Genomic DNA, 15,935 nt, shown 5'->3' on the forward strand with positions numbered 1-15,935 from the left:
TCACCTCCGGGTCTTCGGGTCGAGGGCCTCGCGCAACGACTCGCCCATCAGCGTGAACCCGAGGGCCACCACGATGATGCACAGCGCGGGGTAGACGGCCAGATGCGGGTAGTCGTAGATGAACTCCTGCGAGCGGCCCAGCATCTGTCCCCACTCGGGCTGGCGGTCGTCGGGGTTGCCGAGGCCCAGGAACGACAGCGCCGCCGCGTCGATGATGGCGATCGCCAGCACCAGCGTCGCCTGCACGATCACCGGCCCCAGCGAGTTGGGCAGCATGTGGCGGAAGACGATCGCGTGCTGCTTGACCCCCAGTGCCCGCGCCGCGAGCACGTGGTCGCTCGAGCGCTGCCCGAGCATGGAGCCGCGCAGCAGCCGGGCGAAGATCGGCACCTGGATGACCGCGATCGCGATGATCAGCGTCGTCTGGCTCGGGCGGGCGGCGAGCGCCCCGATGGTGAAGGCGAGCAGCAGGGACGGCACCGAGAGCATCACGTCGACGATGCGCATGACGACCGAGTCGACGCGGCCGGCGAACGCCCCGGCGAGGGTGCCGAGGACCAGGCCCCCGGCCAGCCCGAAGAGGGTGGCGACGACCCCGACGACGAGGGTCTGGCGGCTGCCCACGAGCAGCCGCGACAGCAGGTCACGGCCGCGGTCGTCGGCCCCCAGCGGGAAGCCCGCCTCGGGACCGGGCACGGGGTTGGACTGCGGGCGCACCTTGTCGAGGAGCGGGGCCGCCGCCGGGTCGTGCGGTGCGATCCAAGGCGAGATGATCGCGAGCACGACGAAGACCACGGTGATGGCCAGACCGATGAGGAAGACCGGGTCGCGGCGCAGCCGTCGCCAGGCACTGGCGATCAGCGAGACGCCGGGGGTCTCGTCGACCGACCCGGCGGCGAGGGCGTCGATGCGCTCCTTGCGGCGGTCGGCGTACGACATGGGGGTCACGAGGTCACCTCGTCCTGATCCGGGGGTCGATGATGGCGTAGGCGATGTCGACGGCCAGGTTGATGATCACGAAGATCGCGGCGGAGGCGAGGATCAGCACCTGCAGCACCGCGTAGTCCTTCTCGCGGTAGCCCTGGGCGATCGCGTCCCCGATGCCGGGGAACGAGAAGACGGTCTCGGTGAGGATCGCACCGGCCAACAGGCCGCCCAGCGAGAGTCCGATGGTGGTCACCACCGGCAGCATCGCGTTGCGCAGCACGTGCCGTCCGCGGATCACCTTGGTGGTGAGGCCCTTGGACTCGGCGGTGCGGACGAAGTCGGCGTCGAGGGTGTCGAGCACCGAGGCGCGGGTGATGCGGAAGATGACGGCGAACGGGATGGTCGCCAGCGCCAGCGCCGGGAGGATGAGGTGCAAGGTGGCGTCCCAGGCGGCGTCCCACTCCCGGGTCAGGATGCCGTCGAGGACGAAGAGCCCGGTCACCCTCGTCGCGTCGAGCCTCGCGTCCTGCCGCCCGGAGACGGGGAGCAGCTGCCACTGGACGGCGACGAAGTACTTGAGCAGGAACGCCGTGAAGAAGACCGGCACCGCCACCCCGATGAGGGAGAAGACCACCGCGCCGGAGTCGAGGAGCGAGCCCTTGCGGCGCGCCGCGAAGTAGCCCAGCGGGATCCCGAGCGCCACCGCGAGCGTGATCGCGACGATCGACAGCTCGATGGTGGCGGGCAGGCGGATGAGGAAGACGTGGAAGGCGTCCTCGCCCGGCAGCACGCCGGTGGAGGCGCCGAAGTCACCGTGCAGGGCTCGGTCGAGGAACCGGAGGTACTGCACGTGGATCGGCTGGTCGAGCCCCAGCGCCGCCTCGAGGGCCGCCCGGCGCGACGGCGTGGCGCGCTCGCCGAGGATCGCCGAGACGGGACCGCCCGGCAGCGCCTTGAGCCAGACGAAGAGCAGGACGGACAAGATCACCAGGACACCGGCCATCTGCAGCATCCGGCGCACGATGAATCGGACCACGAGTTGCTCCCAGCAGTAGGTGGCGGGCAGTGTCGAGGGGGGCCGCCGTGCGGGCGACCCCCCTCGACCTCAGATCGACGTCACGTCGATCCCGTGTCGACCGGTCAGGCGGACCTGGGCGGCCGGTTCACTGGCCGCCGACGCTGACCGTGCTGAACTCCTCGGCCGTCAGCGGGCTCGGGACCACGCCCTCCACGTCGGGCCCGACCACGAGGGCGGGCGGCGAGTGGCTGATCGGGAGACCGGGGAGGTACTCCTCCATGATCTGCCGGTTGAGGTCCTCGAACGCGGTGGCCCGCTCGTCCTCGTCCACGATGGCGTCGGCCGCCTGGAGGTCGTCGGCGAGCTTCTTGCCCCACGGCATGACCTCGGTGCCGAAGTCGTTCTCCTTGAGGTTGCCGAAGAACGTGCCGATGAAGTTGAACGCCGAGTCGTAGTCACCGGTCCAGCCGAGCAGGTACGCGTCGTACTTGCCGGCGGTCACGTTGTCGAGGTAGCCGCCGTTCCAGGAGGCGGTCTTGACGTCGACCTTGATGCCGACGTCCTCGAGGTTGGTGCGCAGGGCCTCGTAGAGCTGCTGCGGGTCCGGCATGTACGGACGGCTGACCTCGGTCGGGTAGGCGAAGGTCAGGGTCATGCCCGTCGCGCCCGCCTCCTCGAGGAGCTGCTTGGCCTGCTCGGGGTCGTAGGCGTAGGGCTCGAGAGCGCTGTCGTAGCCGCTGACCGTCGAGGGCATGAACTGCGTCGCGACCTCGGCGCCCTCGGGCAGCTGCGTCTGGACGAGCTGCTCGCGGTTGAGGGCGTGGTAGATCGCCTGGCGGACCTTGAGGTCCTTGAGCTGCGGGTTGGCCTCGGGGTTGAAGCCGAGGTAGAAGATGTTGAACGGGTCGCGGACCTCGACGCTGTTGCCGCTCTCCTCCAGGCCCGGCCAGTCGGCGGGGTTGGGGAGGTCGTAGCCGTCGATGCTGCCGGCCTCGAGCTCCTGGCGACGGGTGCTCTCGTCCGGGATCACCCGGAAGGTCAGCTTGTCGGACGCGGGCGCGTCGCCCCAGTAGTCGTCGTACGCCTCCAGGCTGACGTTGCCGTCGGCCTGGTCGTACTCGACGAACTGGTAGGGGCCGGTGCCGACCGGGTTCTGCGCGTAGTCGGGGAAGCTGAAGCCCTCGCCCTGCGCCGCGATGTCGTTGGCGTTGCCCTCCTCCATCGCCTTCGGCGACTGCATCGCCAGCGCCGCGAGGGTGAGCATCGTCGGGAAGCCCGACGTGGACCGGTTGATGGTGACGGTCGCCTCGAACTCGTCGGTGGCCTCGCAGCTCTTGTACAGCGAGCCCTCCGGGTCGTTCTTGAACGAGCCCATCACGTAGCCCCAGTACTCCGCGGCGACCTGGCCGGCCTCGTTCTGGTCGAACATCCGCTCGAAGTTGGCGCACACCGCGTCGGCGTTGAAGGGCTCGCCGTCGTGGAAGGTCACGTCGTCACGCAGCGTGAAGACCCACTCCGTGCCGTCCTCGTTGGAGGTCCACTCGGTGGCGAGCTCCGGGATGACCTCGGCGCTGCCCGGCTCGATGCCCAGCAGGCCCTGGAACATCTGCCGCGTGACGCGGAAGGTCTCGCCGTCGGTCGCGTAGAGGGGGTCGAACATCTCGGGGGCACCGGCGGCGCCGAAGGTGAACGTCGACTCGTCGCCGCCGCCCTCCCCGCCGTCACCGCGCTCGGACTCGGCGCACGACGCCGTGGCCAGCGCGAGTGCGCCCACCACGGCCAGGGACGCCAGCTTGCGGACTGGTTTCATCAGATCAACACCTCGCTGTCGGTGTGGTCCACCTCCACGCCGGCCCGGCCCGAACGTGACCCACGTCACTGAGGGTCGGCACTCTAGCCCGACCGCGGACACGACGGGGACACGAGCGCGACACGACCAGAGAACGGGTGCGCGCCGCACGATCAGGTGTCGGCAGCGACGACGACGTACGGCGCGCGGCCTGCCAGGCGGGTCACCACGACCGCCGTGGTGAGCATGGTGAGGGCGATCGCGGCCAGGACGACGAGCTGGAACTGGGCCGCCACCACCGGCGTGGCGCCGCCGAACAGGGCGCCCACGAAGGCGCCCGGGAGGGTGACGAGACCGGTGGAGCGGGTCTGGTCGAGGGTCGGGAGCAGCGCTTCGCGAGCCGCGGTGCGCCCCACGTCGTCGTACGCCTGCGCCGGAGTGGCACCGAGGGAGAGCCACGCCTCGACCTCGTCTCGCCGGGCTCGCGCGTCCCGCAGGAAGGTGCGCCCCGCGAGGGTCGCGGCACTCATCGCGTTGCCGATCACGATGCCGGCGACCGCGACGACGTAGCGCGCCTCGAGGTCGACGAGCCGGAGGCCGAAGACGAGGACCAGCGACGCGGTGGCGCCCGCGACCACCCCGACCAGGGCGATGCGGCGACCTCCGACGAGACCCGCCACCCGGCCGCCGGCGGTCCACGTCGCGGTCGTCACCATCAGGAGCACGAACAGGGCGACCGTCCAGGGCACGGCGAGCACCCCGCGCAGGATCAGGGCCACCGCCGCCAGCTGGACGCTCGCGCGCAGGATCGCGGTCACCGGCAGCCAGCCGAGCCGGACCCGCGCGAGGCGCGCCAGCACGAACGTCGTCAGGGCGACGACCAGCAGTCCCAGGCCCCACCAGACGTGCTCCACGCGTCGCATCCTCCCGCACCGCGGGGACACCCGCCGTGACCCGTGGGGCTCCGGCTCGTTCACCCCACATCGCCTCGTGACCCGACCGACCGGGTCGCACCGCACCGAACGCGACGGGGCGTGGAGGGATTCGATCGTGCGCATCACGACCACACCGGTGAGGAGCCTGGCCGTCGGCGCCGTCGCGCTCGTCGCCGCAGCCAGCCTCACCGTCCCGACGTCCGCCACCGCGGCGGACTCCGGCGAGCGGGCCGACCTGTCGTCCGGGCTCGTCACCCAGCTGGCCCGGCTCGACGCCGGCACGCCCACCTCGGTGATGGTGCACGGCGCCACGCTGCAGCAGGCGCGCGACGCCGTCGCGGCGACCGGGATGACCGCGGTCACCAGCTTCGACAAGATCGCCGTCGTCGTGGCCACCGGCACCGGCAGCCAGGTGCAGGCGGTGCGCTCGGAACCGGGCGTGACCCACGTCGAGGGCAACCAGGCGATCGACCTGTTCCAGGACACCAGCAACACCGCCACCCGTGGCTACGAGGCGACCCAGACCCTGACGGGTGCCGACGGCCAGAAGCTCACCGGCCACGGCGTCAGCGTCGCGGTGATCGACTCCGGCGTCGACCCCACCCACCCCTACTTCAAGGAGCCCGACGGCAGCAGCGCCGTGGTGGCCAACCTCAAGACGCTGTGCGACCCCCTCGAGGCCGTCTGCTCGGTCCAGAGGGTGCCCACCTCGGTCGACACCGACACCCTGTCGGTCGGCGGCCACGGCACCCACGTCAACGGCATCGTGGCCGGCAACCCGGTCACGCTGAGCAGTGGCAAGAAGCTCCAGGGTGCCGCGCCCGGCGCCAAGCTCGTCTCCGTCTCCACCGGTGCCGGCCTGTTCATCATCGGCGCCGACGCCGCGCTCAACTGGGTGCTCGAGAACCACGAGGCGCCCTGCGGAGCCGGTGTCCCGGCCACGACGTGCCCGCCGATCAAGGTCACCAACAACTCCTACGGCCCGAGCGGCGGTGGCGCGTTCGACCCCGAGTCGGCGACGGTCAAGCTCCAGCGCGCCCTGGCCGCCGAGGGCGTCGTGACCGTGTGGGCCAACGGCAACGACGGCGGGGACGGCTCGACCAGCCTGTCCAACCCGCCCGGCACCGACCCCACCGGCGGCATCATCTCGGTGGCGTCCTACTACGACCAGGACACCGGCACCCGTGAGGGCACCGTGTCGGACTTCAGCTCGCGGGGCCGGGCCGGCGACCAGTCGACGTACCCCGACATCTCAGCACCCGGCGAGAACATCACCTCCTCGTGCCGGCTCTACCTGGCCATCTGCGCGACCGGCCTCGCCCCGGAGAACGGCCCCGGCCCGCTCGACGTGGGCACGTTCAACACCATCAGCGGCACGTCGATGGCGGCGCCGCACATCGCCGGCATCGTCGCCCAGCTGTTCCAGGCGGACCCCACCGCGACCCCGGCCGAGGTGGAGGCCGCGCTGAAGACGACCGCGCACAAGTACGCCGACGGCGCGGCCTACGAGCCGGGACCGCTCGGCACCACGTCGTACGACAAGGGCTACGGCCTCGTCGACGTGGTCGCGGCCGCGGAGGCGATCCGCTGACCCGGACCTGACCCCCCGGGCCCGGTGGCCGTCGTCCGTCTCGGGGACGACGGCCACCGGTGCGACCGGGCCACCCGCAGGGGTGTTGGCCCGCGTGGTGCTGGGTGGCAGGTTCGAAGGGAGCCCGGCCCTCCGGGAACCAGCATGTGAACGAGGTGTGAGTCATGGGTCTTGACGACAAGATCAAGAACACGGCCGAGGACCTGACCGGCAAGGGCAAGGAAGCCACCGGGAAGGCCACGGACAACGACCGCCTGGAGGCCGAGGGCAAGAACGACCAGGCCAAGTCGGACGTCAAGCAGGCCGGCGAGAAGGTCAAGGACGCCTTCAAGCACTGACCCTTCGGGGAGAGCGTCGCCCCCTGGGGCGGCCCGCCGTTCTCGCGAACGGCAGCGAGGGACATCGATGGGGGTCGGTGTCCCTCGTCCCGTTCCCGGACCCGTCAGCGACGGGCCGGACGCACCAGGTCGCCCCACTCCAGCCCGACGAGGTCGCCCGGCGACTCGACCACGAGCGCCGCACCCGCCTCCTCCAGCTCGGCCCGGGAGTAGCCGCCGGTCAGCACCGTGACGCAGGCCAGCCCGATCCGCGAGGCCGCCTCGACGTCGTACGGCGTGTCCCCGACCAGCACCGCCCGCTCGCCCGACACCCGGTCCAGGGCGACGACGAGGATGTCGGCCTCGGGCTTGGACTCCTCGGCGTCGTCCGACGAGGTCACGGCCGCCACCTCGTCGGCGACGTCCAGCATCCGCACGGCCTCGTGGGCGAAGCGCTCGGCCCCCGACGACGCCAGCACCACGACGTGGCCCCGCTGGTGCAGGTCGACGACGAGGTCGCGGGCGCCGGGCAGCGGGGCGACCTCGTCGAGCAGCGCGGCGTACTCGCTCTGCCAGCGCTCGCGCAGCGCGTCACCGTGCCGGTCCTCGACCTCCACGCCCGCGACCTCGGCCACCAGCTTGTCCCCGCCCATCCCGATGGAGCGGTGGATCCGCCACAGGGGCACGTCGACGTGGTGGCGGACGAAGGCCCGGTGCCACGCGACGGCGTGGTGGTAGGTCGAGTCGACGAGCGTGCCGTCGATGTCCAGGAGCACGACCGGGGTATCCATGCGTCGACGGTAACCAGCGCGGTCGCCGGTCCGCACCCTCCCCCGGGGCGCCGGTCCGGAGTGCTGTCGGTGCCGGATGGCAGGGTGACGTCATGGCCCTGCACCTCCATGTCGCCGAGCGCACCGACGCGCTGGCCGACGGTCTCGCCGACCTGCTGGCGACGCCGCTCGGCGACCCGTTCGCACGCGAGGTCGTGGTGGTGCCCGCACGCGGGGTCGAGCGGTGGCTGACCCAGCGGCTCAGCCACCGCCTCGGCGTCGGCGGGCGGCGGGGCGACGGCGTGTGCGCCGGGGTCGACTTCGTGACCCCCCACTCGCTGGTGGCGATGCTGCTCGGCAAGGACTCCGAGGACCCGTGGGACCCCGACCGGCTCGCGTGGCCGTTGCTCGAGGTCATCGACTCCTGTCTCGGCGAGACCGGCTTCGAGGCGTTGAGCCGTCATCTCGGCCACCTCGACACCGGCGCGGAGCGCAAGGCGCGCCGCTACGCGGTGGCCCGCCGGCTGGCGGGACTCTTCGCGTCGTACGCCGTCCAGCGTCCCGCGCTCGTCGGGGACTGGCGCGAGGGACGCGACACCGACGGCGCCGGAGGCGTCCTCGACGACGACCTACACTGGCAGGCCGAGCTGTGGCGGCGGCTGCTGGCTCACGTCGGCGCGACCCCGCCCGACGTGCGGCACGCCGAGACCGTGGCGCGGCTGCGCGCCGGTGGCGACGACCTCGACCTGCCGCCCCGGCTCTCCCTCTTCGGCCACACCCGACTGCCGGTGACCGAGGTCGCGCTCCTGCGCGCCCTCGGCGAGCTGCGCGACGTCCACCTGTGGCTGCCTCAGGCCTCCACCACGCTCTGGGAGGAGCTGGCGCCGACCGCAGCGCAGGGCCCGGTGCCGCGCACCGACGACACGTCCGCGGAGGCCGTCGGCCACCCGCTGCTCGCCTCGCTGGGCCGCGACTCCCGCGAGCTGCGGCGCGGCCTGGGGGAGGCCGCCGTCGCGGTCGGCCCCACCCCTCCCCTGCCCGACACCCTGCTGGGCTGGCTCCAGCACGACCTGCGCGCCAACGCCGCGCCCGACGCCGACCTGAGGGCCGGGCGTCCCTCGGGCGACCCCTCGGTGCAGGTGCACGCCTGCCACGGCGCGGCCCGGCAGGTCGACGTCCTGCGCGAGGTGCTCGTGGGGCTGCTCCAGGACGACCCGACCCTCGAGCCGCGCGACATCCTGGTGATGTGCCCGGACATCGAGTCCTACGCACCCCTGATCTCCGCGGGGTTCGGGCTCGCCGACGTCACCGCCGACGGGGCCGGCCACCCCGCCCACCAGCTGCGGGTCCGGCTCGCCGACCGCTCGCTCGGCGCCACCAACCCGCTCCTCGGCGTCGCGGCCGCCCTCGTCGAGCTCGCCGGGGGACGGCTCACCGCGACCCAGGTGCTCGACCTCGCCGGCGCCGATCCGGTCCGGGCCCGCTTCGGGTGGGGCGACGACGACCTCGAGCGGGTCTCGCACTGGGTCGCCGAGTCCGGCATCCGCTGGGGGTACGACGCCGCGCACCGCCGCACCTTCGGCGTCCCGGTCGACGCCAACACCTGGCGCTTCGGGATGCGGCGGGTGCTGCTGGGCGCGGCGATGTCCGGGCAGGGCCACCGGTTCGTCGGGGGCACGCTGCCGATCGACGACGTCGGGGACGGCGACCTCGAGCTCGCCGGACGCTTCGCCGAGCTCGTCGAGCGGCTGCACGCCTTCACCGAGCGGGCCGAGCGCGCGCAGACCGTCGAGGAGTGGACCGCGGCCATCTCCGAGGCCGTGCACCGGCTCACCTCGACCGCCCTGGCCGACGCCTGGCAGCTGGCGCAGTTCGACCGGGAGATCGGCCGCATCAGCTCCAGCGTCAGCGGGGCCACCACGACCCTGCGGCACGCCGACGTGCGCGCCCTGCTGCAGCACCGGCTGCGGGGTCGACCGACCCGCTCCAACTTCCGCACCGGCACCCTGACGGTCTGCACCATGGTCCCCATGCGCTCGGTGCCGCACCGGGTGGTCTGCCTGGTCGGCCTCGACGACGGCGTCTTCCCCCGCATCGCCTCCGTCGACGGCGACGACGTGCTGGCCCGCCGCCCGCTCACCGGCGAGCGCGACCTGCGCTCGGAGGACCGCCAGCTGCTGCTCGACGCGATCGGGGCGGCCACCGAGACCCTGGTGGTCACCTACACCGGCCACGGCGAGCACAACGGCGCCGCCCGGCCGCCCGCCGTGCCCCTCGGCGAGCTGCTCGACGCCCTCGACCGCACCGCTGCCGCGCCCGTGCGCGACCGGCTGCTCGTGCACCACCCCCTCCAGCCGTTCGACGAGGTCAACCTCGTGCCCGGTCGGCTCGGGGGCGCGGAGCCCTTCACCTTCGACCAGACGGCGCTGGCGGGGGCCCTGGCCGCGCGCCGACCCCGCATCGAGGTGCGCGAGCTGGTGCCCGAGCCGCTGCCGGCACCGGAGGCCGCGACCGACGTCGCGCTCGCCGACCTCCACGACTTCTTCGCCCACCCGGTCCGCGGCTTCTTCCGCAGCCGGTTGCGGATCAGCACCCCCTACGACGCCGACGAGGCGAAGGACGCCGTCCCGATCGTCCTCGACGGGCTGGAGCAGTGGGCGGTGGGCGACCGTCTCGTGGGCGACGTGCTGGCCGGCGCCGACCCGCAGACGGGGATGGTCGCCGAGCAGCTGCGCGGGCTGCTGCCCCCCGGCGAGCTGGGGGTCGGCGTGCTCACCTCGATCGTGCAGAAGGTCAAGCCGCTGGTCACCCACGGGCTGTCGCTGCGCACGGGCCCTCCCCGGTCCCTCGACGTGGACATCGACCTCGGCGACCGACGTGTCACGGGCACGATCGGCCAGGTGTGGGGCAACAACCGGGTCGCGGTCAGCTACTCCAGCCTCGGCGCCAAGCACCGCCTCGCCGCGTGGATCGACGCGCTGGCGCTGGCGGCCGGCCACCCCGACGAGAACTGGACGATGCACACGGTCGGCAAGCACCGCACCGGCGGCCAGGTGGCGATGGTCCGCCCGCTGGCCGAGCACGACGCCCGCGCCTGGCTGCGCCAGCTCATCGACGTCCACGACCGGGGCCAGTGCGAGCCCCTGCCGCTGCCCGTGCGGACGTCGCTGGCCTACGCCGAGGACTACCGCTTCGCCCTGGCCGGGCGGGAGTCCGACCCCGACCTCAAGGCCGACCGTGAGTGGACCACCCCGCGCTTCAACGAGTCCGGCTTCCCGCGCGAGGACCGCGACGCCTGGCACGTGCGCGCCTTCGGCGAGCACCCGCCGTACTCCTTGCTGACCGCGCCGCTGCGCGGCGACGAGACCGGGCCGGCTCCGCACCGGCTCGCCCACTACGCGTGGCTCACGTGGGGACCGCTGCTGGGCGAGGGGCGCGAGCTGGTGAGGTCGCTGTGAAGACGTTCTCCATCCTCGACCCGCTGCCCACGGGCACCACCCTGCTCGAGGCCAGCGCCGGCACCGGCAAGACGTGGACGATCGCGGCCCTCGTCACCAAGTACGTCGCCGCGGGCGAGACCACGCTCGACGAGATGCTCGTGGTGACCTTCACCCGGGCGGCCAGCCAGGAGCTGCGCGAGCGGGTGCGGGCCCAGCTCGTGGAGGCGGCCGAGGTGCTCGCCGACCCGACGGGCGAGCGCGCGCCGAGCGACCTGCACACGTGGCTGCTCGACGCCGGCGACGACGAGCGGCGGCGGCGCGCCCGCCGGCTCACCGACGCGCTGGTCTCCTTCGACGCGGCGACCATCGCCACCATCCACCAGTTCTGCCAGCTGGTGCTGCGCAGCCTCGGGGTGGCGGGCGACACCGACGCCTCCGCGACCCTCGTCGAGGACCTCGACCAGCTCACCACCGAGGTGGTCGACGACCTCTACCTCGCCCGCTTCGCCGGCGAGCGCACCCCGCCGTGGTCGCGCGACGTGGCCCTGCGCATCGCCCGCGAGGTGGTGGGCGACCCGCGCGCGGTGGTCGAGCCGCAGCACGCCCTCGAGGAGGCGCCCGACTCCGAGGCCGCGGCCCGGGTGCGGTTCGCCCTCGACGTGCTCGCCGAGATCGACGTCCGCAAGCGCCGGCTCGGCGTGCTGAGCTACGACGACCTGCTGGTCCAGCTGGCCGACGCCCTGGCCGAGGAGGACGCACCGGCGCGGGCGCGGATGCGGCACCGGTGGAAGGTCGTGCTCATCGACGAGTTCCAGGACACCGACCCGGTGCAGTGGCAGGTCTTCGACCGCGCCTTCACCGGCGCCGCGACGATGGTGCTCATCGGCGACCCCAAGCAGGCCATCTACGCCTTCCGCGGGGGCGACATCGTGACCTACCTCCGGGCCGCGGAGACGGCCGGGGAGACCCAGACCCTCGGCGTCAACTACCGCTCGGACGAGGCCCTGCTCTCCCGGCTCCAGGCACTGCTGCGCTCCGCCGAGCTCGGCGACGAGCGGATCGTGGTGCACCCCGTCGAGGCATCGCACCCGGGCTCGCGGCTCGAGGGCGCCGGCGACCCGTTCCGGCTCCGGGTCGTACGTCGCGCCGAGCTGGGGGTGGGCCCGCGCGCCAAGGTCACGGTCGGCCACTGGCGCGACCACGTCACGCTCGACGTCGCCCGGGAGATCAAGCGGCTGCTGACCGGCACGGCCACCTTCCGGGGCCGGCGGGTGCGGCCCGGCGACGTCGCGGTGCTGGCGGCCCGGCGGGCCGAGCTCCAGGCCGTGCAGGAGGCGCTGGCCGTGCTGGGGGTGCCCGCGGTCATCAGCTCGGGGGGCACCGTCTTCCACACCCCCGCGGCGACCGAGTGGCTCACCCTGCTCGAGGCCGTCGAGCAGCCGCACCGCACCGACCGGGTCCGGGCCGCCGCGCTCACCTCCTTCTTCGGCATCTCCGCGGCCGACCTCGAGGCCAGCGGGGACGACGGCACAGACCGGCTCGCCGACCGGGTCCGCACCCTGGCCGACGTGTTCGCGGCCCGGGGGGTCGCGGCCGTGCTCGAGGCCACGGTCGTCGACGGCCTCACCGCGCGGGTGCTGGCCCGGGTCGGGGGCGAGCGCACCCTCACCGACCTGCGCCACATCGGCGAGGCCCTGCACAAGGTGTCGGTCGACGAGCGGCTCGGCATCGTGGGACTGCTGGCCTGGCTGCGCGCCCAGGTCGCCGACGAGCAGGTCGAGGTGGCCTCCGAGCGCACCCGTCGCCTCGACTCCGACGCCGAGGCGGTCCAGCTGGTGACGATCCACGGCAGCAAGGGCCTCCAGTACCCCATCGTCTACGTCCCCACCCTGTGGAACCGCTACACCGGCAACGACCCGGACGTGCCGCTCTTCCACGACGACGCGGGCCGGCGCGCCCGCGACGTGGGCGGCGCCAGTCCGTGGCGCGGTGCGCACGTCGCCCGGCACCGGCGCGAGGACGCCGGCGAGGCGCTGCGCCTGCTCTACGTCGCCCTCACCCGCGCCCAGTCGCAGGTCGTCGCCTGGTACGCCCCGGCCGCCCTCAACACCCCCGCCTCCCCGTTGCACCGGCTGCTGTTCGGGCGCCGACCGGGCACCGCCGCCGTGCCGGACGAGCAGCCCGTCGTGGCCGACGACCGCATCGTCGAGATCCTGGGCCACTGGCGCGCCGCGGGCGGTCCCGAGCCCGAGCTGGCCGACAGTCCCGCGCCGGACACGACGCCGATCGCCCAGCCGGTCCATGCGCTCGCTGCCCGCCGCTTCACCCGTCGGGTCGACACCGCCTGGCGGCGCACCTCCTACTCCTCGCTGTCGGCGGCCGCCAGCACCCCGCACGGCCACTCCCTCTCCGAGCCCGAGGAGGTCCCCGAGCTCGAGGACGACGATGACCTGGGCCTCCTCGACCTCGACGCCCCCGTCCCCGCGCCGGACCTCGACCTCGCGGCCGTGCCATCCCCGATGGCGGCCCTCCCGGTCGGTGCGACCTTCGGCTCCCTGGTCCACGCGGTCCTCGAGCACGCCGACCCCGGGTCGCCCGACTTCCGCGCCGAGGTGCTGGCCCACATCGCCGAGCAGCGGGTGTGGTGGCCGGTCGACCTCGACGCCGACGAGCTCGCCGACGCCCTCGTGGCGGTGTGCACCAGCCCGCTCGGTCCCCTGGCCGCCGAGTCGACCCTGCTCGAGGTGGGGGCCGGCGACCGGCTCACCGAGCTCGACTTCGAGCTGCCGCTCGCGGGCGGCGACGACGCGTCGTACTCCGCCGGGACCGTGCGCCTCGGGGACCTCGCGCCGATGCTGCGGCGGCACCTGCCCGAGGGCGACCCCGTCCGGGGGTACGCCGACGCCCTCGCCGCGGACGCCGGGCTCGCCGACCAGCTGCTCACCGGCTACCTCACCGGGTCCATCGACCTCGTGCTGCGGGTCGAGGTGGACGGCCGCACCCGCTACCTGACGGCCGACTACAAGACCAACTGGCTCGGCGACCTGGCCGCGCCACTGACCGCCCACGACTACCGGCCCGCGGTGCTCGACGAGGCCATGGGGCACTCCGACTACCCGCTGCAGGCCCTGCTCTACGTCGTGGTGCTGCACCGCTACCTGCGCTGGCGTCTGCCCGACTACGACCCGGCGGCCCACCTGGGCGGCGTGCTCTACCTCTACCTGCGCGGCATGTGCGGTCCCGACACCCCTCGGGTCGACGGGGCGCCGTGCGGCGTCTTCGCGTGGCGGCCGCCGGTCGCGCTCGTCGAGGAGCTCTCCAACCTGCTGGACGGAGTCGCACCGTGAGCGACGTCTTCGAGGTCGACGACCCGACCGACGCCCGCCTCGCCCTCGGCGCGCAGGGGCTGCTGGCGAGCTTCAACACCGCCGGCTTGATCACCTCCGCCGACGTGCACGTGGCCACCACCCTCGGGCGCCTCGGCAGGGAGGACGACGACACCGTGCTGCTCGCGATCGCGCTGACCGCCCGCGCGGTGCGGGCCGGCTCGATCTGCCTCGACCTGGCGACCGTCACCGAGCTGCCGGTCGCCGAGGCCCTCCCGTGGCCCGACCCGGTCGCCTGGGCGGGCGCGGTCGCGGCCAGCCCGCTCGTGGGGCTCGGGGTGCTGCACTGGGAGCACGGGCTGCTCTACCTCGACCGCTACCACGAGCAGGAGACGCAGGTCCTCCACGACCTGACCGCCCGCGCCGCCTCGACGCCGTCGTACGACCCGGTCGTGGTCAACGCGGCCCTGGACCGCGTCTTCGGCGAGGGCCACGGCGAGCAGCAGGCTGCGTGCCGCGGTGCCGCGGGCCAGTGGACGACGGTGATCACCGGCGGCCCCGGCACCGGCAAGACCACCGCGGTCGCGGGGCTCCTGGTGGCCCTCCACGAGCAGGCGCAGGCGCACGGGCAGGGGCTGCGCGTCGCCCTCGCGGCACCGACCGGCAAGGCGGCCGCGCGGCTGGAGGAGGCGGTGCACGGCTCGGCGACCGGGTTCGCCGAGGCCGACCGGGCCCGACTGACGGGGCTCTCGGCGATGACCCTGCACCGCCTGCTGAGGCCGCTGCCGGGCAACAGCACCCGCTTCCGGCACCACCGCGGCAACCGGCTGCCGCACGACGTCGTGGTGGTCGACGAGTCCTCCATGGTGTCGCTGACGATGATGGCGCGGCTGCTGGAGGCGGTGCGCCCCGACGCCCGGCTGGTGCTCGTGGGCGACCCCGACCAGCTCTCCTCCGTCGACGCCGGCGCGGTCCTCACCGACCTCGTCCGCGGCTACGAGGGGCGGCCCGACTCGCCGGTGGCCGCGCTGCGCACCACCCACCGCTTCGGCCCGGAGATCCGGGCCCTCGCCGAGGCGTTGCGCCTCGGCGACGCCGACGCGGCCCTCGAGGTGCTGGCCGCGGGTCACGAGGCGGTCGAGTGGGTGACCGACGCCGACCCGGCCTCGCAGATCCGCGCCACCGCCCTGCCCGCGGCACTGGCCGTGCGGGACGCCGCGGTCGCCGGCGACATGCCCCGGGCGCTCGCGGCCCTCGACCGGCACCGGCTGCTGTGCGCCCACCGCGACGGCCCGTACGGCGTCCACCACTGGAACCGCCGCATCGAGCAGTGGCTGGCCACCGAGACCGGCGACCCGCTGCACGAGCGCGACTACCTCGGCCGACCGCTGCTCGTGACCGCCAACGACCACGCGCTGCGCCTCTACAACGGCGACACCGGCGTCGTGGTGGCGACCCCCGAGGGCGGTCGTCGCGTGGCCATCGCCGGCTCCGGCCCGGAGCCGCTCCACTTCGCACCGTCGCGCCTCGGCTCCGTGGAGACCATGCACGCGATGACGATCCACAAGAGCCAGGGCAGCCAGGCCGACGTGGTGAGCGTGCTGCTGCCCGACGTCGAGTCGCGACTGCTGACCCGCGAGCTCTTCTACACCGCGGTCACCCGGGCCCAGCAGCGCGTGCGCGTCATCGGTCCCGAGCCCGCCGTCCGGGCGGCCATCGAGCGGCAGGCCCAGCGCGCGAGCGGCCTACGAGTGCGCCTCGCCGGCCGGTGACACACGTCCGGACACCACCCGGACACGCCGCCCACGCAGCGGTACGGGCA

10 protein-coding genes are annotated in these 15,935 nt (G+C 73.7%); 5 read left to right on the forward strand and 5 right to left on the reverse strand.

What is annotated here, in order from left to right:
• The 4 genes from ASG94_RS08910 to ASG94_RS08925 form a co-directional block, all read right to left on the reverse strand.
• The gene (locus tag ASG94_RS08910; protein WP_056925913.1) at positions 1-939 is read right to left on the reverse strand and encodes an ABC transporter permease; all 939 of its coding nucleotides are present in this window, start codon (positions 937-939) and stop codon (positions 1-3) included.
• A gap of 13 nt (positions 940-952) precedes the next feature.
• Positions 953-1,963 carry an ABC transporter permease gene (locus ASG94_RS08915; protein ID WP_056925914.1) on the reverse strand — a complete coding sequence of 337 codons (1,011 nt, stop codon included), beginning with the start codon at positions 1,961-1,963 and terminating at the stop codon, positions 953-955.
• Positions 1,964-2,090: 127 nt separating this feature from the next.
• Entirely contained in the window at positions 2,091-3,755 is a 1,665-nt protein-coding gene (locus ASG94_RS08920) for an ABC transporter substrate-binding protein (protein WP_056925915.1), read from the reverse strand.
• 152 nt (positions 3,756-3,907) lie between these two features.
• Positions 3,908-4,648, reverse strand: a complete 741-nt coding sequence (locus ASG94_RS08925; protein WP_442938466.1) for an ABC transporter permease — start codon at positions 4,646-4,648, stop codon at positions 3,908-3,910.
• Positions 4,649-4,784: 136 nt separating this feature from the next.
• Between ASG94_RS08925 and ASG94_RS08930 the strand changes: the two genes are divergently transcribed.
• Both ASG94_RS08930 and ASG94_RS21325 read left to right on the forward strand, forming a co-directional pair.
• The gene (locus ASG94_RS08930) at positions 4,785-6,260 is read left to right on the forward strand and encodes a S8 family serine peptidase (protein WP_235537178.1); all 1,476 of its coding nucleotides are present in this window, start codon (positions 4,785-4,787) and stop codon (positions 6,258-6,260) included.
• Positions 6,261-6,424: 164 nt separating this feature from the next.
• Positions 6,425-6,598, forward strand: a complete 174-nt coding sequence (locus tag ASG94_RS21325) for a CsbD family protein (RefSeq protein WP_082624020.1) — start codon at positions 6,425-6,427, stop codon at positions 6,596-6,598.
• A 104-nt stretch (positions 6,599-6,702) separates the two neighbouring features.
• Here ASG94_RS21325 and ASG94_RS08935 read toward each other — a convergent pair whose 3' ends face one another.
• A complete protein-coding gene (locus tag ASG94_RS08935; RefSeq protein ID WP_056925917.1) occupies positions 6,703-7,368 on the reverse strand; it encodes an HAD family hydrolase in 666 nt (221 codons plus the stop codon).
• A 92-nt stretch (positions 7,369-7,460) separates the two neighbouring features.
• Here ASG94_RS08935 and recC point away from each other — a divergent pair, with 92 nt between their 5' ends.
• From recC to recD, 3 genes are read left to right on the forward strand one after another with little or no spacing between them, the layout of a single operon-like run.
• Entirely contained in the window at positions 7,461-10,805 is a 3,345-nt protein-coding gene (recC, locus tag ASG94_RS08940) for an exodeoxyribonuclease V subunit gamma (RefSeq protein ID WP_056925918.1), read from the forward strand.
• Entirely contained in the window at positions 10,802-14,134 is a 3,333-nt protein-coding gene (locus ASG94_RS08945) for a UvrD-helicase domain-containing protein (protein ID WP_056925919.1), read from the forward strand. The genes recC and ASG94_RS08945 overlap by 4 nt, the downstream gene beginning before the upstream one ends.
• Positions 14,131-15,885 (forward strand): exodeoxyribonuclease V subunit alpha, encoded by a 1,755-nt coding sequence (recD, locus tag ASG94_RS08950; protein ID WP_156411485.1) that lies wholly within the window; start codon positions 14,131-14,133, stop codon positions 15,883-15,885. Before ASG94_RS08945 ends, recD begins: the two co-directional genes overlap by 4 nt.
• Positions 15,886-15,935 lie beyond the last annotated feature (50 nt).

The organism is Nocardioides sp. Soil805, from assembly GCF_001429625.1.
Lineage (GTDB): Bacteria > Actinomycetota > Actinomycetes > Propionibacteriales > Nocardioidaceae > Nocardioides.